Source organism: Roseivirga ehrenbergii (genome assembly GCF_001593005.1).
In the GTDB taxonomy this organism is placed as follows: domain Bacteria; phylum Bacteroidota; class Bacteroidia; order Cytophagales; family Cyclobacteriaceae; genus Roseivirga; species Roseivirga ehrenbergii.
In genome coordinates this window covers 21,816-45,300 of record NZ_LQZQ01000004.1, presented here as the reverse complement: position 1 = coordinate 45,300, position 23,485 = coordinate 21,816, and the positions used below count along the sequence as shown (strand labels likewise).

General features: G+C 39.5%; 21 protein-coding genes. 7 read left to right on the top strand and 14 right to left on the bottom strand.

The genetic code is table 11. From position 1 onward, the window contains the following. Window positions 1-69 precede the first annotated feature (69 nt). Both trhO and MB14_RS05200 read left to right on the top strand, forming a co-directional pair. Window positions 70-1,035, top strand: a complete 966-nt coding sequence (gene trhO, locus MB14_RS05205) for an oxygen-dependent tRNA uridine(34) hydroxylase TrhO (RefSeq protein ID WP_062590220.1) — start codon at window positions 70-72, stop codon at window positions 1,033-1,035. A gap of 1 nt (window position 1,036) precedes the next feature. Further along, on the top strand, window positions 1,037-1,903 hold the full coding sequence (locus MB14_RS05200) for a nucleoside phosphorylase (protein WP_062590218.1): 867 nt from the start codon (window positions 1,037-1,039) through the stop codon (window positions 1,901-1,903). Between the two features lie 5 nt (window positions 1,904-1,908). Here the strand turns inward: MB14_RS05200 and MB14_RS05195 are convergent, their stop codons facing one another. Continuing rightward, on the bottom strand, window positions 1,909-2,502 hold the full coding sequence (locus tag MB14_RS05195) for a hypothetical protein (protein ID WP_062590215.1): 594 nt from the start codon (window positions 2,500-2,502) through the stop codon (window positions 1,909-1,911). Window positions 2,503-2,999: 497 nt separating this feature from the next. Between MB14_RS05195 and MB14_RS05190 the strand changes: the two genes are divergently transcribed. Beyond that, the gene (locus tag MB14_RS05190) at window positions 3,000-4,373 is read left to right on the top strand and encodes a M28 family peptidase (RefSeq protein ID WP_084375967.1); all 1,374 of its coding nucleotides are present in this window, start codon (window positions 3,000-3,002) and stop codon (window positions 4,371-4,373) included. 45 nt (window positions 4,374-4,418) lie between these two features. Here the strand turns inward: MB14_RS05190 and MB14_RS05185 are convergent, their stop codons facing one another. The 11 genes from MB14_RS05185 to MB14_RS05135 form a co-directional block, all read right to left on the bottom strand. After that, window positions 4,419-4,880 (bottom strand): RidA family protein, encoded by a 462-nt coding sequence (locus MB14_RS05185; protein WP_062590214.1) that lies wholly within the window; start codon window positions 4,878-4,880, stop codon window positions 4,419-4,421. A 294-nt stretch (window positions 4,881-5,174) separates the two neighbouring features. Next, a complete protein-coding gene (locus MB14_RS05180) occupies window positions 5,175-6,101 on the bottom strand; it encodes an adenylate/guanylate cyclase domain-containing protein (RefSeq protein ID WP_062590212.1) in 927 nt (308 codons plus the stop codon). Between the two features lie 8 nt (window positions 6,102-6,109). Continuing rightward, the gene (locus MB14_RS05175; RefSeq protein ID WP_062590210.1) at window positions 6,110-7,978 is read right to left on the bottom strand and encodes an ABC-F family ATP-binding cassette domain-containing protein; all 1,869 of its coding nucleotides are present in this window, start codon (window positions 7,976-7,978) and stop codon (window positions 6,110-6,112) included. 189 nt (window positions 7,979-8,167) lie between these two features. Continuing rightward, window positions 8,168-10,411 carry a sodium-translocating pyrophosphatase gene (locus tag MB14_RS05170; protein ID WP_062590207.1) on the bottom strand — a complete coding sequence of 748 codons (2,244 nt, stop codon included), beginning with the start codon at window positions 10,409-10,411 and terminating at the stop codon, window positions 8,168-8,170. Window positions 10,412-10,613: 202 nt separating this feature from the next. Beyond that, window positions 10,614-11,240, bottom strand: a complete 627-nt coding sequence (locus MB14_RS05165) for a flavin reductase family protein (protein WP_062590205.1) — start codon at window positions 11,238-11,240, stop codon at window positions 10,614-10,616. Then, window positions 11,241-11,945, bottom strand: coding sequence for an SDR family NAD(P)-dependent oxidoreductase (locus MB14_RS05160; RefSeq protein ID WP_062590202.1), 705 nt, complete (start codon window positions 11,943-11,945; stop codon window positions 11,241-11,243). After that, window positions 11,945-12,640, bottom strand: a complete 696-nt coding sequence (folE, locus tag MB14_RS05155) for a GTP cyclohydrolase I FolE (RefSeq protein WP_062590199.1) — start codon at window positions 12,638-12,640, stop codon at window positions 11,945-11,947. Before folE ends, MB14_RS05160 begins: the two co-directional genes overlap by 1 nt. Beyond that, window positions 12,603-13,010: a 6-pyruvoyl trahydropterin synthase family protein gene (locus tag MB14_RS05150; protein ID WP_053222769.1), complete on the bottom strand. Its 408-nt coding sequence runs from the start codon at window positions 13,008-13,010 to the stop codon at window positions 12,603-12,605. Before MB14_RS05150 ends, folE begins: the two co-directional genes overlap by 38 nt. Window positions 13,011-13,175: 165 nt before the next feature. Continuing rightward, window positions 13,176-14,006 carry an SDR family NAD(P)-dependent oxidoreductase gene (locus tag MB14_RS05145; RefSeq protein ID WP_062590197.1) on the bottom strand — a complete coding sequence of 277 codons (831 nt, stop codon included), beginning with the start codon at window positions 14,004-14,006 and terminating at the stop codon, window positions 13,176-13,178. 113 nt (window positions 14,007-14,119) lie between these two features. Continuing rightward, window positions 14,120-15,211, bottom strand: coding sequence for a glycosyltransferase family 9 protein (locus MB14_RS05140; RefSeq protein WP_311316236.1), 1,092 nt, complete (start codon window positions 15,209-15,211; stop codon window positions 14,120-14,122). A gap of 23 nt (window positions 15,212-15,234) precedes the next feature. Further along, on the bottom strand, window positions 15,235-16,386 hold the full coding sequence (locus MB14_RS05135; RefSeq protein WP_062590194.1) for a BF3164 family lipoprotein: 1,152 nt from the start codon (window positions 16,384-16,386) through the stop codon (window positions 15,235-15,237). Between the two features lie 311 nt (window positions 16,387-16,697). On the opposite strand from MB14_RS05135, the gene MB14_RS05130 reads away from it, so the two are divergent. From MB14_RS05130 to MB14_RS05115, 4 genes are read left to right on the top strand one after another with little or no spacing between them, the layout of a single operon-like run. Beyond that, window positions 16,698-17,933: a M16 family metallopeptidase gene (locus MB14_RS05130; protein ID WP_062590192.1), complete on the top strand. Its 1,236-nt coding sequence runs from the start codon at window positions 16,698-16,700 to the stop codon at window positions 17,931-17,933. Beyond that, window positions 17,933-18,574 (top strand): O-methyltransferase, encoded by a 642-nt coding sequence (locus MB14_RS05125; protein WP_062590190.1) that lies wholly within the window; start codon window positions 17,933-17,935, stop codon window positions 18,572-18,574. The genes MB14_RS05130 and MB14_RS05125 overlap by 1 nt, the downstream gene beginning before the upstream one ends. A gap of 2 nt (window positions 18,575-18,576) precedes the next feature. Then, on the top strand, window positions 18,577-20,496 hold the full coding sequence (locus MB14_RS05120; RefSeq protein WP_084375966.1) for a LysM peptidoglycan-binding domain-containing protein: 1,920 nt from the start codon (window positions 18,577-18,579) through the stop codon (window positions 20,494-20,496). 43 nt (window positions 20,497-20,539) lie between these two features. Further along, complete coding sequence (locus MB14_RS05115) at window positions 20,540-21,490, top strand: DUF3078 domain-containing protein (RefSeq protein ID WP_062590186.1); 951 nt, start codon at window positions 20,540-20,542, stop codon at window positions 21,488-21,490. Here MB14_RS05115 and MB14_RS19265 read toward each other — a convergent pair whose 3' ends face one another. Together MB14_RS19265 and dnaX are read right to left on the bottom strand one after the other, a co-directional pair. Beyond that, entirely contained in the window at window positions 21,491-21,946 is a 456-nt protein-coding gene (locus MB14_RS19265) for a DUF8439 domain-containing protein (RefSeq protein ID WP_511476136.1), read from the bottom strand. A 194-nt stretch (window positions 21,947-22,140) separates the two neighbouring features. Then, the gene (gene dnaX / locus MB14_RS05105; protein WP_062590182.1) at window positions 22,141-23,253 is read right to left on the bottom strand and encodes a DNA polymerase III subunit gamma/tau; all 1,113 of its coding nucleotides are present in this window, start codon (window positions 23,251-23,253) and stop codon (window positions 22,141-22,143) included. Window positions 23,254-23,485 lie beyond the last annotated feature (232 nt).

Here is a 23,485-nt window from a genome sequence, read left to right as displayed (position 1 = left end):
TCTAAGTTTAAGACCCAACTTTTATAAATAAAACAATTAATTCACCCTACTTGAAATAGGGCACGAGCTATGGAAAAACAATATTCAATTTTACTGTATTACTGCTATGCCGACATCCAAGATTACGAGGCATACAGAGAAGAACATCATTTGTTTTGTGTTGAAAACAATCTGCGTGGTAGAATAATTATTTCACCCGAAGGTCTTAATGGTACCGTTTCTGGTCTGAAAGAAGATTGTGAAAAGTACATGGCTTATGTGCATTCAGATACCCGCTTTGCAGACACCGAATTTAAAGTGGAAACCCATGATAAAATGGCTTTTGCCAAACTCCATGTTAGAGTAAAGCCTGAAATTGTACATTCTAGTCTAAGGCACATCAACCCTCGCCAGAAAACTGGCACTTATGTAGAACCCAACGAGTTTAAAGAAATTCTTAAAAACCAGCCAGAAGACACAGTAATACTCGATGTGCGAAGCGACTATGAGCATAGCGTAGGTAGATTTAAGAATGCACTTACCTTAGACATTGAAAATTTCAGAGACTTCCCTGAAAAGGTGAAGGAAATTGAGGGGTTAAGAAACAAGAAGGTAATCACTTACTGCACAGGAGGTATTAAGTGCGAAAAGGCCAGTGCATATTTATTAGAGCAAGGTTTTGAGAATGTATACCAACTTCACGGTGGTATTATTAAGTATGGTATTGAAGCAGGAGGAGAAGATTTTGAAGGGAAATGTTACGTGTTCGATAATCGAATTACGGCCGATGTGAACTCGGTTAATCCTTCCGTTATTTCGAAATGCTATGTTACAGGCGTTCTTACAGATAGAATGGTAAACTGTGCTAATCCAACTTGCAATGCGCACATTCCAATGTCAGAAGAAGCTGGTTGGCTAATGGATGGATGCTGCTCAGAAGAGTGTCGTCAGAGCCCTGAAAGAAGACCATATGATGGAACAGGCTATTATCAAAAGAACACAAATCATTATAACCCATTGAAAGGGGTGAAAAGAGAGCCTGCTAAAATCGACTGATGTGAAGAAAAGAACTATTCCAGAATCAGAGCTTATTTTAACAGGTGAAGGCGCAATTTATCATTTGGGTCTACATCCAGAAATGGTAGCCGATACCGTCATCGTGGTGGGTGATCCCGCTCGGGTAGCCAAAATCAGTAAGTTTTTTGATAGAATAGACTTTCAAATCACCAACCGAGAACTTGTAACGCATACAGGAGAATTAAACGGAAAGCGTATTTCTGTAATCAGTTCAGGAATGGGGACAGATAATGTCGAAATCCTCATGACTGAACTCGATGCGTTAGTCAATGTAGATTTGAAGAAACGTGAGGTTAAGGATAAGTTAAAGCGCCTTAAAATTATCAGAATCGGAACTTCGGGTTGTATGCAACCAGACATTCCCTTAGACTCATTTTTAGTATCAAAGGCTGCCTTAGGAATGGACTCTTTGATGTCTTTTTATCCCTGGGTGGAATCGGAAGAAGGGCAGGTAATTGGAAACAAAGTGCAAAGAACATTGGGCTTGTCCATTAGGCCATACCTTTCAGAAGCTTCTACCTTATTGTTGAAAGAGTTCCAAGGGCCTCAAATGTATAGTGGAGTAACGGTAACCGCTCCGGGTTTCTATGCGCCTCAGGGTAGGGAAATAAGGCTTAGGCCATTTCTTCCAGATTATTTGGATAGACTTTCTAAAATCAATACCTCTTTTGGGCAAATCACCAATTTTGAAATGGAAACCGCTGGCTATTATGCCATGGCCAAAATGTTAGGCCATGAAATGATTAGCTTCAATGCTTTAATCGCTAACAGGCCGAATCATCAATTTTCACCCAATGCGGAAAAAACGGTGAATGGCTTGATTGAGTGGGTGATTGAGAGGCTTTAGAAAAACTAGTTTTTTGGCTTTAGTTTACCCTGAAGTAAAAGGTTGAACTCTTCACATGTCAAAACCCCGTTAGTAGAATAGGGGCATTTTTTGTAAAGGTTATCACCTAGTCGATCCTTCGTGGTAATAATGTCGTCCCCTTTGCAGACAGGACAAACAATACTTTCATGTCCAGAACAACTGATAGTGTTTAAGTAGAAAAATTTGGTATTCGTCTCTACGGTTTCTCCTGTACTTCTATTGGCTCTAAACTCCTTTTCCGACTTATCTAGCAAAGCAATTACCTCATCTGAATATTGGCCAGAAGAGCCTTTCAGTTCTAGGTATTTACTAAGCCAATCTATACTTTGGCTATAATATTTTAGGTAGAAGGAGTTTTTTCCAAAATAGTAGCAGAAATCAGCAGAAAGCACGGTGATTTGATCTAACGCTACCATAAAGTATTTATCAGCTTCCAAATACCTCTCTTGGTTCATATAAGTAACGGCCGTATCGATATACCTTCTAGGATCTTGAAATAGGTGGCTTTCTTTTTCTTGCCCAACTACGTTTTGTATTAGAATAAAAAGAAAGACTGTAGAAATGAAGAGTTGCCTCATAATGAATGTTTAAACGCCTAAATTAATAAAGTTTAGACACTAAAAAGCCTCGGAATTACCGAGGCCATATGTTTTAACAGTTTTTGTGAACTGTTAGAATTCAAAATATGAATTCTACTTCGTGCTTTTCTTCAACTTTGGCAGAGTAAATTTTTTGCTGGCCAATGTCGCGATGCCAATTCCTGTGGCAACAAGTGCGGCTGTGAATAATAATGTTTTTGTTCTCATTTTCCTTCGTTTGGGGTACTTGTACTCCTAAGACAACCTTTGTGCCAATAATGTTCCTACGCTAAGAATATTATTTTTTTGCCTTTCGTTTACATACTGTTAACAATCTTCAACGCTCACTCCCTTACTTAAAAACGACTTATTTTTTATTTGATCACTTTTTTTGTGCATAATTCGGAGTGCAGCAAAAAATAGTTTTCCATTGATCAAGTATCGCTTTTTATCACAGTTAAATGATGTCTATATTTCAATAATCAACCTGTTGACTTATGAAGATTAGAAATTACTTATTTGCCCTGTTGAGTTTTGGCTTCTTTTTGAATCCATTGATGGCTCAACAAACCGCTCCTCCTCAAACTGATGCTCGATTCTACGATATTATCGAATCGGCCTCGCCAGAAAGAATTGAAGCAGACATCCGTAAGCTGATCAGCTTCGGAACCCGAAATACGTTTTCAGACACTGTTTCTCAAACCCGTGGAATTGGAGCGGCCAGAAGATGGATATTCTCTGAATTCCAGAAAATATCAGAAGAATGTGGAGGCTGTTTAGAAGTTTTCTATCAGAAGGATTTTGTGGAAAAAACGGAAGGAAGCCGTGTTCCTCATTCTGCTTGGGTAGTGAATGTAGTGGCCGTTTTAAGGGGTACTGATTATCCAAATAGTTATGCACTGATGTCGGGTGATATTGATTCGCGTGCATCTAATACCATGAATTTTGAAATTGACGCGCCTGGTGCGAACGATAATGCATCGGGTATGGCTGGAACAATAGAGGCTGCACGCATACTTTCTAAATATAAATTTAAGCACAGTATCGCCTTCGTTGGTCTTTCTGGAGAAGAACAAGGCTTGTTTGGTGGTGCTGGTTTAGCTAAATATGCGCAAGAGAATAACTGGGAAATTGTCGGGGTGTTGAACAACGACATGATTGGGAATATTGAAGGCGTTGATGGCGTAATCAGTAATCGCGATTTTAGAATTTTTTCTGAACCAACACCGGCCAATGAAAGCGAAGGTTTAAGACGCGCCAGAAGAACCGTTGGTGGGGAAGTAGATGGTAACTCTAGACAATTAGCCAGATATATTTATAAGCAAGTACAAACATATATGCCTGAAATGAATCCAATGATGATTTACAGGTTAGATAGATTTGGTCGTGGAGGGCATCATCGTCCGTTCAACGATTTGGGTTTTGCGGGAGTGCGTATTATGGAAGCTCATGAAAACTATGTGCGTCAACACCAAGATTTAAGAACTGAAAATGGAATTAAGTATGGTGATGTGATTGAAGGCGTAAACTTTGAGTACGCAGCAAAACTGACAGCCGTAAATGCAATTTCGTTGGCTGGCTTGGCTTGGGGGCCTAAACTGCCTGAGGATGTTAGAATTGGTGGCGCTGTTCAGCCTTCAACTACCTTGCAATGGAAAGAATCTAACGATCCGAATATTATTGGATATAAGCTTTATTGGAGATTAACCACTTCACCTACTTGGGATTATTCTAGATTCGTTTCTGGGGTGAATGAATTCACTTTGGAAGGTATCGTGATTGACAATTATTACTTTGGAGTGGCGGCTGTTGCGAAGAACGGAAGCGAATCGCCAGTGGTATTTCCTTACCAGCAGATAAGGAGAAGGTAGAAAACATTATAGATTAGATTAAAAAGCGGCTTTAGGCCGCTTTTTTTATGGTTCAGTGATTGTGAAACTCGCAGTTAAGCCCACACTGAAGTTTCTGGGGAGTGATTGAACACCAAAAATAGCTCGACTATGGGTGCCTTTTTCTTCTAAAATTTTGACAAAGAGATCAGATGCTCCATTCGCAACTTTGGGGGATTCATCCCACTGATTACCCGCTTGAAAGTAAATGTCTATATGGTTTAAACCCACTAACCTATCGAAGCCAACTTTGCTATTGATCTGAGCCAAGACATTCAGGGTGCATAATTCCATAGCATGATAACCATCTTCCGTGCTGAGTTCATCTCCTAACCGCCCTTGATATAGATACTCTTCATTTAGAATTGGAAACTGTATGGCCACATAGGCAATATTTGCTCGGATATTAACCGATACATAGTTACCGCCAGGAGTAGAAACCTCTGGAAGCCTAAGCTTGAGTTTTTGTAAGTTTTCTAGTGGGTTCATCCGAGTTGGAAATTCTGATTGATTATCTCAAATTAAGAATACCGATCCATGTCTTTCATGAATTGTCTTCTGTCTTTACGTTGATTTCTGTTTATGATAAAGAATAGGAGTGGGCCTATTAAAAAAGCTGTGAATAAAGGAAGTTGAAATACCCTAGATTGATTGCTTTTACGGGCTGATCGCTGTTTTAAAAATTGAAGAAAACTAATGGTGTAAACCACCATAATCAGAACGCAAATAAGAATCCATGCCGTAGTGCTCATATTCAAAAATACAAACTTATTGTATTTGCGGCTACACCAAAACTGTCGGATTTACATACTCTAAAGAATAGACTTTATGGCTTCCTTTCTTGCCTTTTACTTCAATTTCATATTCACCGTTTACTACACAGCAGGTCTCAAATTTTTTAAATAGCGCTTCGGAAATGAGGAAATCCGTATTGAGCGTTTTATTCGCTTGTTCAATGCGTGATGCAAAATTTACAGTGTCACCAATGGCCGCTTCTTTCTGCATGCCTTCTATGCCAATCGTGCCCCAAATCACTTTGCCCGTATGTGCACCTAAGCGAATTTTGAATGATGAATTGACTAAATCGTGTACTTCAGTATCGAATTTTTTAATGGCTTTTTGAAGTTCGAAACCCGCATTGATTGCATTTTTTGCATGGCCGGGTTGATGATCTAAACCGAAAATGGCCAAGAAACCATCTCCATAGTAGTCTAATATTCTGCCGTTATTTTTTTTAATAATATTGCCGGCAATGTAGAAATAGCGGTTGAGCACATGAACTACATCATAGGCGGGTGTACGTTCGCTAAAAGCAGTGTAGTCTGCAATGTCTACAAATAGTACAGAGGCATCAATTACTTCGCCCAAGCTTCGAGGTGCAATAGGATTGCCTGAACTTAAAATGATCTTTTCATCAATTTTGTCTAGAACTAGTCTTCTTGCTTCTACCGGTCCGCATACAGTAGTTTGGCATGCCAATCGGATTTCTGGGCCTAATTTGAGTGAATCCGCTAGTTGTTTCTCTTTCTCATTTCTAGGGCTTACATTTTCCAGGCCTTTGTCAATATAAACTCTACAGGTAGAGCATTTGGCATTGCCACCGCAGGCATGAGCATGGTTAATGCCTTTCTTAAGTGAAGCTTCTAAAATTGTTTCACCATGTTCACAATCAACCGTTAGATTATCAGAATTAAGAATTAGTTCAGCCATAAATAAGATTACATGTATTCGGAAAGCTCAAGCCAGCGCATTTCCTTCTCTTCTAAATCGTTATTTATTCTTTCTAGTTCCGTTGCCCAAGCAGTTAATTCTTCATGATTAGTAGAACCGCCTATTATTTTTTCATTCAGAACGGCTTTTTGTGCTTCTAATTGAGCCATTTCTTTTTCTAACGTATCGAATTCTAGCTTTTCCTTATACGATATTTTTCGCTGTTCTTTTTTAGGAGCTGGTGCTGCGGGCTTCTCAATAACTTTTGGCTTTGGAGCTTCTTTGGCTGCCACTTCCTCTAAACGCCAATCGGTGTAATTTCCGTTATAATCTCTGATATCACCTTGGCCATCAAAAACGAAAAGGTGATCGACTAATTTGTCAACAAAATACCTGTCGTGAGAAACAAGCACCAAACAACCTTCAAAATTCTCAAGGAAGTTTTCTAGCGTGTTTAGCGTAATCAAATCAAGATCATTGGTCGGTTCATCCAGAATTAAGAAATTCGGACTTTTGATTAAGATTTTAAGCAACTGAAGCCTACGCTTTTCTCCGCCACTCAATTTGCCAATAGGCTTGTATTGCACTTCTGGCGGAAAGAGGAATCGGGTCAAGAATTGAGAAACAGGAATACTTTGTCCTTTTCCATATTCCACAAACTCGGCAATTTCTTTGGCGAACTCAATGACGGTTTGAGCATCGTTAAACCTTAATTCTTGCTGACGGTAGTAGCCAATTTTAGTGGTTTGGCCTAAATCAATCAACCCTTCATTGGCTTCTAAATCGCCTACAAGTAAACGAAGGAAAGTTGTTTTTCCACTTCCATTTGCTCCAACAATTCCTACACGGTCCTTTCTTGGAAAAACGTAAGAAAAATTGTTGATCAGTTTTTTGTCGCCAAAACCGTGGCTGATCTTTTCAATTTCCAGCACTTTTTTACCTTGGCGTGAAGCTGTGGCGCCTAGTTCCATTCCAGTAGTTTTAGCACCAGAGAAGGCTTTTGATTTGGTTTCTTCAAAGGCATCAACCCTGTATTTGGCTTTTGTACCTCTGGCTTTTGGTTGCCTTCTAATCCAATCCAGCTCTTTTCTGTAAAGGTTCTGCGCTTTTTCTATAGAGGAAGCTTCAGATTCATGGCGTTCTGCTTTCTTTTCTAAGAAATGGCCATAATCGCCTTTATACCGATATAACTTTCCGTGGTCTAATTCTACAATTTCGTTGGTTACTTTTTCTAAGAAATACCTATCGTGAGTTACTAGAATCAAAGCCATGTTGGCTTGGCTCAAATAACCCTCTAACCATTCAATACTGTCAATGTCCAAGTGGTTGGTGGGCTCATCCAAAATCAGTAAGTCAGGTCTTTGAATAAGCACTTGCGCCATGGCCACTCTTTTCTGTTGACCACCCGATAGTTTGCTCACATCGGCTTCCAAATCTTTCAAACCAAGTTTACCTAAAACCTGTTTTACCTGGCTTTCTTGATCCCAAGCATTCAAGGCATCAATTCGCTCGATAACAGTTTGCATTTCTTTATCATCGTAGTCGCTACGTTCGGCTTGCATCATTACTTTCTGGTAACGACTTAAAAGCCTAAGGGCTTCGTCATCGCTATCGAACACAGCATCAAGTACGGTTTGGTTGGTTTCGAACTTTGGGTTTTGTACCAATGAGCGCACCACAATGTCGTTTCGGAATACCACATCTCCGGCATCTTGTTTTTCAACCCCAGTGATGATTTTAAGCAGGGTAGATTTCCCTGAGCCGTTAACGCCTACGAGGGCAATCTTTTGGCCTTGGTCGACACCAATGGAAATGGCATCGAGTATTTTTCTGTCACCAAATGTCTTGGTGATATTTTCTAACGAAAGGTAGTTCATTCTTGAATGGAATTCTTAGTGGGGCAAAAGTAACTAAAGAAATGAGGAACAGACTGATTTTACAAAATGAGGGGATAATAATTTCATAGAAGTTAATGGGTAGGTAGTTATTGAATACAGGCTAAGAACCAGCCTACAAAAAAAGGCTACCGTTTCGGGTAGCCTTTCAATTTTATGTTTTGTTGAGTTTTAGTTTAACTCAGTCACTACTTCAGTAATTTCTACTGCTGGGGCTTCGATAATGATTTCTTTTACTTCAGCTTTAGTGTCGTCAGCAGACTCTGAATGACCAGCACCCAATAGAGGGGCAATCACCAAACCAACCAAACAAGTAAGCTTAATCAAAATGTTCATTGATGGACCAGAAGTATCTTTGAATGGATCTCCAACAGTATCTCCAGTTACAGCAGCTTTGTGAGCGTCAGAACCTTTGTAAGTCATTTCTCCATCAATCATAACACCAGCTTCGAAAGATTTCTTGGCGTTGTCCCAAGCACCACCAGCGTTGTTTTGGAAAATCGCCCAAAGTACTCCTGATACTGCAACACCTGCCATATAAGCTCCTAGTGCTTCTGGCCCCATGATAAACCCTACAAGAATAGGGAAAATGATTGTAATAGCTCCTGGCAACATCATTTCTCTAATGGCGGCTTTGGTAGAAATTTCAACACACTTGCCATACTCAGGAGTGGCTGTGCCTTCCATAATACCTGGAATTTCTCTGAATTGTCTTCTTACTTCTTTTACCATTTCCATGGCAGCTTTACCTACAGATTCCATGGCTAAAGCAGAGAAAATTACTGGAATCATACCTCCAATAAACAAAGCAGCTAATACATCGGCTTTGAAAATATTGATACCATCAATACCAGTAAAAGTAACGTAGGCAGCAAAAAGTGCTAGAGCTGTTAATGCTGCAGAAGCAATGGCAAACCCTTTTCCGATAGCAGCAGTTGTATTTCCTACTGAATCTAAAATATCTGTTTTTTCACGTACTTCTGAAGGAAGTTCGCTCATTTCGGCAATACCACCTGCATTATCTGCAATAGGACCGAAAGCGTCAATGGCCAATTGCATTGCAGTAGTTGCCATCATCGCAGAAGCAGCAATACCTACACCGTAGAAACCAGCCAATTCGTAAGCACCCCAAATGGCACCAGCAAAAAGAATAATTGGTCCGAAAGTAGATTTCATACCTACAGATAAACCTGCAATAATGTTTGTAGCAGCACCAGTAGATGAGTTTTGAATAATGCTCATTACAGGTTTTTTACCAATAGCAGTGTAGAATTCAGTTAGGTAAGAAATTAAACCACCAACTACTAAACCTACCAATACAGCTCCGAATACACGGATAGAAGTAATTTCTAAAATACCTTCGCCAAAGAACTTCATTTGCATAGTTTCAGGCAAAAGAAGGTCGATAAGGAAATAACAACCGATAGCAGTTAATATGATTGAAATCCAGTTACCACGGTTCAAAGCGGCCTGAACTTCTGCTTCTTTAGCGTTGTTATTTTTGATTTTGATAAACATAGTACCGATCAACGAGAAGATGATTCCGGCACCTGCAATTACCAATGGGAGCAAGATTGGACCGATACCACTGAATTGGTCATCAACTGATCCACCCATATCTCTAATGATGTAGTTACCCAACACCATTGAAGCCAATACTGTAGCCACATAAGAACCAAAAAGATCGGCACCCATACCGGCTACATCACCTACGTTATCACCTACGTTGTCAGCAATAGTAGCAGGGTTTCTTGGATCATCTTCAGGAATACCTGCCTCTACTTTACCTACAAGGTCAGCACCAACATCGGCTGCTTTAGTGTAGATACCACCGCCTACACGAGCGAAAAGGGCAATTGACTCAGCCCCTAAAGAGAAACCAGCAAGGGCTTCTAATACGATTGTCATTTGATACACACCGCCATTCGCCATGTCGCTATCCATAAAGAAAGCAAACAATAGAATGAAGAGCATACTTAGTCCAAATACGGCTAAACCAGCAACACCAAGTCCCATTACAGTTCCGCCAGTAAAGGCAACTTTTAAGGCTTGACCTAAACTGGTTCTAGCAGCTTGGGTAGTTCTTACATTGGCAGCAGTTGCGATTCTCATACCGATGTTTCCGGCCAATGCAGAGAAAAATGCACCAATGATAAAAGCAAAAATTATGAAGTAGTGTGTGGTTTCAACCAAGGTAGAGATTACTCCTAAAAGTATACCTGCAACCACTACAAATATGGCGAGTACTCTGTACTCAGCGCTGAGGAAAGCCAAAGCTCCTTCGCGGATGTACTTGGCAAGGTTTTGCATTTTTTCATCCCCTGCATCTTGCTTGTTTACCCAGTTCGATTTAACGATCATTACTAACAAGCCGACTAGCCCGAGAATTGGGACTAAATAAATCAGATTTGACATTTTTAATTATCAGTTTTATAAAAGACGTGCAAAGATAGTAGATGCCTTTACAAAAAGAAAAACTATGTGAATTAAAGAATAGCGATCATAACATGGCTTTAAAGCCTTCAATAAGCAATTTAAAGATGCCATTCGGGATAAAGCTCAAAATGAAACTGGTAATTTGAAGACCAACAATTAAAAAAAGTGGCAGGTGATGTTTTTAATCAAGTCTTTTTGGAGGGATATCTGGTTTAGCGTATGCCAACCTATTAATGGAATTGGTATCATGGTAGCTGTCCAAGCCTGTCATGGCCAACGTGTTGGCGGCTTCAATATTTAAAAAGCCATCAGATGTAATGAGTTCCTCTTCTATAATTAGCTCTTTAATCTCTCCGATTACCAAAATAGTTTTATTGGCTGTTATTAAGTGTTGTTCTTTAAACTCCAAGCCTATTTTTATTTTGCTTTCAGCTACAAATGGTGCAAAATGGTTGCTTGAATAATGTTCTGTTAGGCCCGTGGCCTCAAACTCACTTTTTTCCCAACGGGCGCTAGTCCAGTGAGCCTGTTCCATCATAGCTTTATGAACAAGGTTTATAGTATATTCTTTCGTTTCTAGAATGTTTTCTAAAGTGTGACGAGGGACGGAATGAGGACGAAAGAGAACGCCCATTAAAGGAGGGTTAGCCCCTACATGCATTACCTGAGTAAATAAACCCAAATTAGTAATGCCTAATTTAGACCTTGTACCTATTAAATGCGGGGTTTTAAAACCCGAAAGACAATTGATAAGGTTGGTTCTGAAACGCTGCTCTAGCTTAAGAATATCTGATGACGAAAGTTGCATTTAAGTTCTTAAAGTTGACATTCCTCCATCTACTCCAATGATTTGACCTGTTATCCAACTTCCTTCATCTGAAAGAAGTAAAGTGGTTAAATGACCTAAGTCAGACGGTTGCCCATACCGACCAATAGGATGTCTTTTATTAGAAGCTTCTTTCTTGTCGTCTGTTGCCAATAACCGTTCTGCTAGAGGGGTGTCGGTTAATGAAGGTGCCAACACATTCACCCTAATGTTCATTCCAGCCCATTCTGCTGCAAGTGATTTGGCCAATCCTTCTACAGCACCTTTTGCAGCAGCAATAGAGGAGTGAAAGTTCATACCCATGTTTACCGCTACTGTGCTATATAGAATTACCGAAGCTCCTTCGGCTTTCTTAAGTCGCCCCATGCAAGCTTGTAATACTTTTATGGCGCCAAAGAGATTGATATTCATGTCCGCTTGAAAGTCTTCAAGCTTAATTCTATGAAATGGCTTTAAGTTGATAGACCCTGGTGCATATACTACTCCGTGTAAAACTTCCGGAAGTTCATCAAGCTCAGTGCTCATTTGGTTAACATCCAAAGAAATGTAATTAGCGCCTGAAATCTTTGGGTCATTTCTGCCAGCCACAAAAACATTGGCACTTTTTAATAAGCTCAGTTCTGCAACGCTTTTACCAATGCCCGAACTAGCACCTACTACAAGTATGTTCTTACCTGATAGACTCATTAAGCCTTGGTGTTAATGTAGCTCATCAACTCTTTCTTTGTAGAATTTTCTTTGAATTTACCGTGAAACTGAGCTGTTACGGTACTGCTGTTTACATCTTTCACACCTCTTGACTGAACGCAAAGGTGATCGGCATCGATGATTACCGCCACATCTTCTGTTTCAAGCAAAGTTTTGAGCTCGTTTGCTATTTGCACGGTGAGCCTTTCTTGAACTTGCGGACGCTTTGCATAATACTCCACAATACGGTTGATCTTCGATAGACCAATTACTTTTCCGCTTGAAATATAGGCTACATGCGCTTTTCCAATAATGGGCACAAAATGGTGTTCACAATTAGAATAGAAAGTGATATTCTTTTCTACCAGCATCTCATTGTACTGATACTTATTCTCGAAAAGCGTCACTTTAGGTTTATTAGCGGGGCTTAGTCCGCTAAAAATTTCTTTGATATACATTTTGGCTACGCGTTTAGGCGTACCCGAAAGACTATCATCACTTAAGTCAAGGCCCATGATTTCCATGATCTCCTTGAATTTTTTTTCAATGAGTTCTTGTTTCAAATCATCGTCCATATCGAAAGCATTCGGAACCATAGGTGTTTCATAAGATGTACCCACGTGCTCGTCTCCAATCTCCTCAATACTGCTATATACGTTAAGCGGGGTACTCGACAAAGTTCCGTTCTGTTTCATAGAGTCTTATTTTCAATTCTAATTTTTGGTCAATTTCTGGGCGCAATAAGTTGTAGATTACCACTGCAATGTTTTCTGCTGTTGGATTCAGGTTTTTAAATTCGGTTACATCTAAGTTCAAGTTTTTGTGATCGAATTTATCTGTAACATGAGTTTTGATAATATCCTTTAGGATTTTCATGTCGCAGACATAACCTGTTTCTGGGTCTTGCTCGCCCACAACTTTGACAATGAGCTCATAATTATGCCCATGGAAAGAGGGGTTATTGCATTTTCCGAAAACCTCATCATTCTTCTCTTCACTCCATTTTGGGTTATAAAGTCGATGAGCAGCATTAAAATGCTCTTTACGATAAACAGCTATTTTCATTTTGGTAATTTAAAAATGAGTAAGAAGTGTGCTTACTACTTTTTTGTTTCGGGATGCCAACATTGGGTTCACCGATTTTGTTCAAAGAACGATATAAAATAATTGAACAAAAAATCTAAATTCTAATAAATGAGTCGGTTAAAGAAGTAGAAGGCTTTATAAATATTAAACTTTGAGCTTTAACTCTGGAGCCAATTGTTTACTGTCAGACCGTTTAGCATGATTCTTTCGCTGAATATTCCCAACCATATTAGTCACTCTATTTCGGCTCAGAAGTCTAGGTAAAAAAGCACTTAACTTATTCCATACGCCAGGTACAGCCACAGGCTGACCTTTAATCATGCATGAAAATGCAAAGTGCGCTACGTCTTCGGCAGAAGCAATATTGAATTTAATGTTCGGGTCATCATTACCGTTGGCTTTAGCAAAGCCCGTTTTTGTCATTCCTGGACATAATACAGTGGCGGAAACCCCAGTTCCTTTCAGCTCATTGGCCAATGCTTGAGTGAATGAAAGTAAATATGCTTTTGAAGCATGGTAAGTAGACATCAGTGGGCCTGGAACAAAGGCAGCTACGGAAGCATTATTTAAAATGTAGCCTTTCTTTCTCTGTATCATACCGGGAAGCAAGAGCTTGGTAAGGTGAGTAGTCGTTACCATGTGTACGTTGAGCATAGCTTCATCCTTTGCCCAGTCTGTTTCCAGAAAGTGCCCAAAATTGCCAAAGCCGGCATTGTTGAAAAGGATTTCAATAAGCAGTTGCTGTTCAATAATGTATTGATGAATTTTCTCTGCAATGCCCTTCTCTGCCAAGTTACAAACCAATAGGTGAATGTCCGTTTGAGGGAACATGATAGAAAGCTCTGCTTTTTTCTCCGCCAATAATGTTTCATTCACATCAATAAGAAATAGGGAATAATTGGCTTGAGAGGCGATTTTGGCAAATTCAAATCCAATTCCACCGGCAGCTCCGGTAATTAAAGCAGTAGTTTTCATACGGTCAATCCTTTGCCAAACGGCATGGGTTAGCGAGAATAATAGTCAGCAAGAATAACCATTTTCTTTTTTTAAGTCTAAAATCCTGCTGTTAAATTGTTAGGGTTAAAGCCTTACGCTTCCTCATTTTTATTCAAAAGTAGTTTTGCGATTTGAATATCCCTTCCACATTTAAAATGGCCTTTCGGACATTCTTTAAAGCCATGCAGTCCGCAAGGTCGGCAGTCTAGTTTTTCTGAAACTTCAGCAATTCTAGCGTTTTCAGCCAAAGGACCAAAACCAAATTCAGGAACAGTAGAACAGTAAATGGCTGTGGTTTTAGCATTCATGGCAGAAGCCAAATGCATAGGGGCAGAGTCATTCACATAATTCATTACCGCATCTTTCATCAATGCAGCCGACTGAAGTAAATTCATTTTTCCGCAAAGGTTCTGTGCTTTTGGGTTTCCCCCTTGCGCAATGATTTCATCACAAAGCGCCACATCGTTAGGCGCACCAATCAAATAGATGTTGCCAGAGAATTCAAGTGATTGAATCAATTCCACCCATTTCTCTTTTGGGAATTGCTTGGTAAACCAAACCGAGGCGGGTGCCATGCAGACAAAAGGTTCGGTTTTATAGGTGGCTACTTTTTCAAAATCGGAAGTGGAAGGATAAAGTACCGGGCGCTGAAGCGTGTCATCGCTAATGGCTTTAATTAACTCATTATTGCGTTCCACCTCGTGTGTTCCTTCTTCAATTTTATGGGTTACCTTTTTCGTAAATGCCCAAGCAAAAGGGTTTTTATCGAAGCCAATTTTTTCCTTTGCGCCACTAAAAGCAGTAAGCATTCCTGAATTGGCAAAACGCTGAACGTTCACCACCAAGTCGTAGTTGCCCTTTCTAATTCTGCCAAGGAGCTTAAAGAGGTTACGGTATTTCCCTCCTTTTTTATCCCAAACCAGCACCTCTCCAAGTTTCGGGTGATTGTTCAACAGGGCTTCATTGCCCTTGCGTAACAGAAAGTCTATTTTGGCTTCTGGGTAATACTGATGTATTTTTTCGATCAGCGAGGTTGCCAGAATTACATCACCAATAAAGGCCGTTTGAATGATAAGAATCTTTCCGTAAGTCATACTGCTGGCAAATATAGTGCTTTCTTCAACTCTCCAAGGATTCTGACCACATGGAGAGTTTAGGTGGCCTTGGAATAAAATCAGATACATCTACATAAACTTCGAAGTCGAAGTTATTTACGCTTTTCACCCAGTAAATTTGGAAGGCTATAAGATATAATCATGTCGTCTTCATTTTCTGGATACCCATCTATTGCATAGAGTTTCCATGTTTTTTCATCCACAAAGAATGACCCCAAGCTAGGTTTGTCTAATTGGGCATGATACACAGGGTTTCCCTCCCAGTCGAAAACCAGAAGCTCCTTATTTGGATAATTTGATGTTAAGCCTTTATAAAAATCGATGCCTTGCTGTGCTGTAGTATTGGAATAGAAAAAATAGATAAACTTGTCTGTGCTATAGCCGAGACCGTTATAAAACCTTGTTTTGGGTGGGGTAAGGTAGTAGTCGTCTGTTAAGTCTACTTCTTTGAATTTCACATTGTCCTCTTGCACTACCGTTAAGGCTTTATCTTTCACAACATCTATAATATCTATTCTATCATAGTATCTCAATGCAGAAGCAATTTGATTGGTGCTGTTATTGAAGGTTGTATGGGATGAATAGAGATATCCGAGTTTTTCTTTGGGGCCTTGTAGTTTTTGCTCGGGGAAATTGGGGGTCCATTTAATGTTTTTGTCACTCATATTTAAATTGAAAAAGCGGCCTGCCTTCGGGTCATCCGTGAAATCAAATATGTTACCCTGTATTGTACCTATAAATTCGTTGTCAGAAACGGCATAAATATCATCATAGGTCATTGCCAGTTCTGGTGGTAATTTATAGGAGATTACAGGCTCTGTTTTGATGTTGTTGAGCATTCCACTCAAACTTATTTTTTTGAGTCTGAAAGTTTTGAAATCTGAAAACCACAGGTAAGTTTCGTTGCCTTCTTTAATAAATTGCCCATGAAATTTAAGGGTTTGTACTTCGGCAGGGCCATTGCCTCTGGTTCCATACTGCGCTATCAAAGACCAATCCGATAGTTTGAAAAAGTGAACAGCATAGTCCGATTTCTGATCCATTATTATAGCCAAATCATCTATTAAGTGAATTGACTCTGGATATAGGACTTCATTGATTTGGATTTTTGAATGCTTAAGGCTTTCATTTTTAGGGAAGGAATTATAGGGCTTAATATCACGGGTCTGTCCATAACCGTATCCATAAATCGTAAAAGTGAAAATCAAAAGCGCAGCTGTACGTGTATTTATAAACTTTGACATCGGTTATGAAAGCTTCTTTAAAGATTTCTTGCTTTTATGGCTCTTACTTTATCAATTCGTACTTTAGTTAAAAACCATATTGGCTAAGTTACAACACTTTTTATTGGAATAATAAAAAGCATGTGTTTTGGTTTTTTGGATGTATTGAATCTCACAGTAGATATTGACACTTGAATAGAATGAAAGAGTGCTTTAACTCTCCAAGGGTTCTGAACCTTTGGAGAGTTGGGTGGCTTACGGGCTACACCAGAAACTTAAGGTACTCTTTTCTCTTAAAACTTATACCTTTGTCGTTTTAAGGAGATGCTGCGATGGTCGATTATAATGTTTTTACTTTACCCAATGGCATTCGTGTAGTGCACAAAGAGGTGAGCAATACCAAGATTGTCCACTGCGGATTTGTGTTGGACATTGGTAGCCGCGATGAGCGCGAAGACCAACTGGGGATTGCTCATTTTTGGGAACATATGGCCTTTAAAGGCACCAAAAAGCGGAAGGCCTATCACATTCTGAATAAGCTCGATGCTGTTGGCGGAGAGCTGAATGCCTACACTACCAAAGAGAAAATCTGCTTCTATGCTTCAGTGTTAGACAAGCACATGGAGTCGGCTTTTGAGTTGCTACAAGACATCACTTTCGATTCTATTTTTCCTGAAAAACAAATTGAAAAGGAACGAGGAGTGATTTTAGAAGAAATGTCCTTGTACCACGATAGTCCAGAAGACGCCATCCAAGATGAATTCGATCGTGTTGTTTTTGGAGATCATCCGCTTGGTAAAAATATTTTAGGCACTTCCGATAGCGTGAAATCTTTTCAGCGAGAAGATTTCAAGGCTTTCCTGAAAACTAATCTCAATACAGAACGAATCGTTTTTTCTTGTGTGGGCAATGTGTCATTAAAGAAAATTCAAAAACTAGCGGCCAAGTACTTCGAACCAATACCACATCACATCGGACAGAGAGAACGTGTGCTTTTTGGTGACTATGTTCCCAATACCGAAGTCATTTTCAGAAATATTACTCAAGCCCAATGTGCCATTGGTTGCACAGCTTACCCCATTGGTCACCCCAAACGACTTCCTTTTTATATGTTGATGAATATTTTGGGTGGTCCGGGCATGAATTCTAGGTTGAACCTCGCGCTTCGCGAAAAGTATGGCTTTGTCTATAGCATAGATGCCAGTTATCATCCTTTTTCAGATACAGGCCTCTTTTCCATTTTCTTCGGCACAGAAACAGGTCAAGTGGAAAGGGGACGAAAGCTGGTATTAAAAGAATTACAGAAATTAAGAGAAGTCCCTTTGGGAACTATGCAGTTGCATATGGCCAAAGAACAAATACTTGGTCAATTGGCCATGAGCGAAGAAAATAATACGGGCTTAATGCTGATGATGGGCAAAAGCATTTTGGATAAAAACCGAATTGACAGCCTCGAGTCAATCTTTGAAAAAATTAGAGCGGTGTCTTCATCTGATCTTATTGAAGTAGCCAACGAGCAGCTAAATGAAAATCAATTGAGCCATTTAACTTTTTTACCAGAGAACTAATGGAGTTTATTCCCGAAGATATTCAGAAATACGTTGAAGCTCACACCGACCCCGAATCGGAGCTTTTGATGGATTTGAACCGTGAAACCCACGCCAAAGTAATGATGCCGCGTATGCTTTCGGGTCACTTACAAGGCAGGGCTTTGTCGATGATCAGCCATATGATCAAGCCATCTCGAATTTTAGAAATCGGCACCTATACTGGCTATTCTGCGCTTTGTATGGCTGAAGGTTTGACAGAAGGAGGAAAGCTGATTACACTCGATAAAAATGAGGAGTTGGAAGAAATGGTGCGCGGCTATTTCGAAAAAGCGGGTTATACAAATGCCATAGATTTCAGAATAGGGAACGCTATTGAACTAATTCCTGAAATTGAAGGGCCGTTCGACCTAGTTTTTATTGATGCCGATAAAGCTAATTACTACAATTACTTTAAATTAGTGTTTGAAAAAGTTCGCCCCGGAGGCTTTATAATTGCCGATAACGTACTTTGGAGTGGGAAAGTCGTTCAAACGGAAAAGAAAATCGACAAGGATACGCAAGCTATCTTAGATTTTAACCGTTTGACCCATGAAGATGATCGTGTTGAAAATGTACTTTTGCCGATCAGAGATGGGTTAATGGTTTTAAGGAAAAAATAAACGTGGTAAAATACATAGCGTCAATCATCATCTTTTTGATGGCTTCGTTGAGCATATTCGCGCAAGCCCCAATGGTTGTCCCTTCTGAAATGGAGTTTGCGGGAGTTAAACTCAAAATTACCAACAGCGCAAAAAAGGAAATTGAGGAAACACTCGATTTGCTTACGCGAAGTCAATATCACTTTCAGTTATTGGTAGATCGCTCCAATCTTTATATGGGAATGGTAGAGGAGGTATTGAAAAACGAAGGAATTCCTGACGACTTCAAGTATTTGGCCATTCAAGAAGGACAATTTGTTTCCGATGCTGTGTCTACTTCAAATGCAGTGGGTTTTTGGCAGTTCAAAAAAGCTTCGGCACAAGAACTCGGGCTTAGGGTAGATGGGGTAGTGGATGAACGCAAGCATATTATTGCCTCAACTGTAGGCGCTACCAAGTATTTCAAAAGAAGTAATTTCGTTTTCGACAACTGGCTGTGGTCAATGCAGTCGTATTTACAAGGCTTGGGCGGAGCGCAAAGAAGTATTCCCGAAAAAGATTACGGAGCGAAAAAGGTTGAAATTGATGGTAAGACACATTGGTATTTAAAAAAATACATTGCCCATAAACTGGCTTTTCAAGATTACGTAGGGCGAGGAAGAAAGAACCCTGAATTGCAATTGGCTACTTATGAGGGGCGAGGTAAAACTTTGCACGATGTAAGTAGGGAAGTAAACGTTGATTTAGAAGAATTAAAAAACTTGAACAAATGGTTGGTGGGTTCAAGAATTCCAGATGAGAAATCGTACAAGGTAATCTATCCTGTTAAGTCAGGTAGCCGCCCGATAGCCCAAAATACAGAAGAGCCTAAACGTGAAGAGGTGAAGAAGACCACTCAATCTTCCCAAGCAGGTGTAACAAAACAACCCACTAAAGAGAGTAATAGTAATCGAAGTACATATTCTGGTGTTCGACCAGTTGAAGGAAATATCGGTATTTTTCCTCGTATAACAGGAAATATAGCAAGCGCATATGAACCCGATCAAATTGAAATGAATGGGATTGATGCTATTCGTGCACGATCAAACGATAATGTAAAAACACTGGCTAATAGAGTAGGGAAGAGTGAATCGAAAATAAGAAAATACAACGACCTAGGCGATAACAGCAGGCTAAAAAGCGGAGCTTATTATTACGTTAAGAATAAGAAAAACAGAGGTAAAGTACATTACCATATTGTACAGCCAGGCGAAACCCTATGGAGTATTTCTCAAGATTACGGCATAAAGTATAAAAAGCTCCTTCAGAAAAACAGAATGAGAGAGGCCGAACAGCTTAAAGTGGGCAGAGTACTTTGGCTGAGATTCATTCGTCCTGCCAATATTCCAATAGAGTATACAGATGTGATTCTTCCTAAAGACGACCCTACTCCTGAGGATAAAATGATCAAAGAGGTGAGTCCGCCAGAGCAACCGATTAAAAAGCAGACTCAAATTATTCCTGAGAAAAAAGTGAAAGTAGAAGAGGAAGAATCGGTGGAGGAAATTGAAATGGCGATTACAAAGAAGGCCCTAATTGCTACTTCATCTGATACTATAATTACTCATGTAGTTCAGCCAAAGGAATCCTTTTTTGCTATTTCTCAAAAGTATGGCATTGAATTGGATGACATCATCGACTGGAATGGACTCAACGTGATGGACGGACTTCAGATAAATCAGGAGCTTAGACTTGTAGTACCTAAAGCTTATTTTTTGAAAAAGACTGATTTAAAACCAACCGCAACTGTAAGAGAAATTTACCATGAGGTTGAAAAAGGAGAGACCCTTTGGGGAATATCAAGAAAATATGGAGTAACCATTGAGAATATTCTTAAATGGAATAATAAAACAGACAATAACCTTGATTTGGGTGAGCGTCTGAAAATTCTACAAGACAACTAAGGACTACTTAAAATCATTGAATAGTTTTGGGCGGATTTTGGAGATGAAGAGAAGAATGAATCGTTACCTACTAGTTATATTTATTTTACTTACCTCTATTTCGATTGTTAATGGGCAAGACGAGATCGAGTTTTTGTTGCCTCCTGATTCTGAACCACCGCCAGCTGATACCATCAATTACTGGAAAAATGGTGGGACTTTCAATTTTAATTTACAGCAAGTAGCCTTAACCAACTGGGCTGCTGGTGGTGAGTCTTCTATCGCAATTGGTACAAAGTTCGAGACTTTTGCCAATTACGAGAAGGAAGGAGCGGTATGGCAAAACAGATTTAAAATTAGCTACGGTTTAATTAGAAATGGTGACTCAAAAAATCGTTTTGTAAAAACCGATGATCAAGTCATTCTAAACTCTAAGTACAGCCAGAAATTTACTGAAAAAGTGCTTTTGACTACCTCCATCAATTTTCAAACCCAGATGGATGAAGGTTACAAGAATAAAAAAATAGCAGGTACAGACCAGATTGAGAGGACCTTGATATCCAACTTTATGGCGCCTGGTTATTTACAAGCTTCTTTGGGGCTCTCATATAGAGATGAGCAGACGATAACTGCCACACTAGCACCATTTACTGGTCGTTTTACTTTTGTACTGAATGATTCTCTGTCTAACGCAGGAGCTTTTGGTATTAACCCAGGAGACCAAATTAGGCCAGAAGCAGGTATCAGTTTAACAGGCACTTATAAAAAGGATGTAGTTGAAAATGTGTCGTTTTTAGGAAACTTCAACCTCTTTTCTAATTATGAGAAGTTCCCGAATACGGTAGTGAATCTAGAGGCTTCGTTTAAGCTAAAAGTGAACAATTACCTTTCAACCAATATTAGTTCTCAGTTGATTTACGATGACGACATTACGCTTACGAGAAATGATGGCACCAAAGGACGCGATATTCAGATAAAGAATGTAATCAACGTAGGAGTTACGCTGGGTTTCTAGCTAAAATTCAGGATCTAAACCCAGTCTTTCTTGCAAGTCTTTTAAAGCAGGGTACTTCTTTTTAAGGTGTTCAAACTTCTCTTTATCGGTGTAAAGCATTTTTTCTCTTGCCACATCCACAATTTCTGATTTGAGAAGAACACTGTCGTTTTCTAGTCCATCTCTCAAAGCCATTAATAAGTCCCCTCTAAACTTTTCAAAACTGGCCTCTGAAGCTCCATTTGATATTTTAATGGTAACAATGTTGCCTTCCAGTTCATAGGGTTCTTGCAAAAGTAATAACTCCAACTTGTTATCTTCTGCCTCTCTTTTAGCTTTGAAAGCATTCCAAACTTTATCTAAATCATCAAGAGTAAAGCTATTATTTCGGTTCGAAACAGGTTCTGTAGGAGTTTCACCTGCTGATGGCTCTTCTTTTTTATTAAGTTGATTTTTTAAATCGGAAAGAGATGGGATGCTAATGGTTTTTGAAGGCGTCCTTTTTGGAGCGGGGGCTACGGGAGGTTGCTCCGAATTGGTTTGAACAGCAGGTGTTTCTGCTCGAACATCCTTGTTTATAGGTTCGACTACTGGTGTTTTTGCAACAGGAGTTGATATGCTGTCTACTTGTTTTGGAGTAGAGTCACCTTTTTTATCAGCAACCTCTTCAGTTAGGATTTTTTTTTTGAAGCATCCTCTGGGCTTACATGGGCCAAACGAATAGCAGATGTCAGATGAGCCATTTTAACTAGTGCCAATTCAACATGAAGTCGCTGGTTTTTACTGCCTTTATAACTCAAATCGCATTGGTTTGCAATGTTGAGTGCCGTGAGTAAGAATGAAAGCGGTGTAGCATCGGCTTGGGCTTTGTAACGCTGCTTTATATTGTCAGAAACCTGAAGTAATTGAATGGTGGCATTGTCTTTACAAACCATCAAATCTCTTAAATGGCTAGCTAGTCCCACAATAAAGTGATGGCCATCAAACCCATTTTTCAGAATCTCATCAAAAGTCAGTAATACATTAGAAGTGTCTTCCTTGAATAAGTAGTCTGTCATTCTGAAGTAATAATCGTAATCCAGAATGTGCAGATTGGAGATCGTGTTTTGATAAGTAACCTTCTGCCCATGCGAGAAAGTAACGATCAAATCGAAAAGCGAAAGGGCGTCACGCATGGCACCATCTGCCTTTTGAGCAATCAGGTGCAAAGCCTCGTCTTCAGTATCAATTTTCTCCTTGTCAGCAATCATTTTTAGCTGGGTAGAAATATCACTGACTTCAATTCTATTAAAATCGAAAATCTGACAACGAGAAAGAATTGTAGGGATTACCTTATGTTTTTCCGTAGTAGCCAAAATGAAAATGGCATAAGATGGTGGTTCCTCCAAAGTTTTCAAAAAAGCGTTGAATGCTTGATTGGAAAGCATGTGAACCTCATCTATAATATATACCTTGAATTTTCCTTGTTGCGGAGGGTAGCGCACCTGATCGATTAGATTTCTAATGTCATCTACCGAGTTGTTCGATGCCGCATCAAGTTCATATATATTAAAGGTGTCGTTGCCTTCTAAAGGGTTATCAATGTTCTGGTCATTGATCATTCGGGCAACAATTCGAGCACAAGTAGTTTTACCAACTCCTCTTGGCCCGCAAAAAAGCAGAGCTTGTGCTAACTGATTATTATCGATCGCATTTTTAAGTGTAGTAGTAATGTGCCCTTGGCCAACTACTTCTTCAAAGCCAACAGGTCTATACTTACGTGCGGAGACAACAAAATTTTCCATCGCTGCAAGATATAAATCTTCGCTAAGATGTTTCAAAAAATGACTTCAAAGATTTCTCGACTTTTCTATTAAATTTGCGCCCGGATAAATAAGAGGTAGTTAAGTCTCTTTTTTTATTTCAATCAAAAATGTTTCAATAGTCCATTCTAGCCCCCAATTCAGGGCTGAATCTTGGAGTGAAAAGAAATATGGGGCTAAAACTGCTAATTTATTTACAGGGCAACGTTGGAAT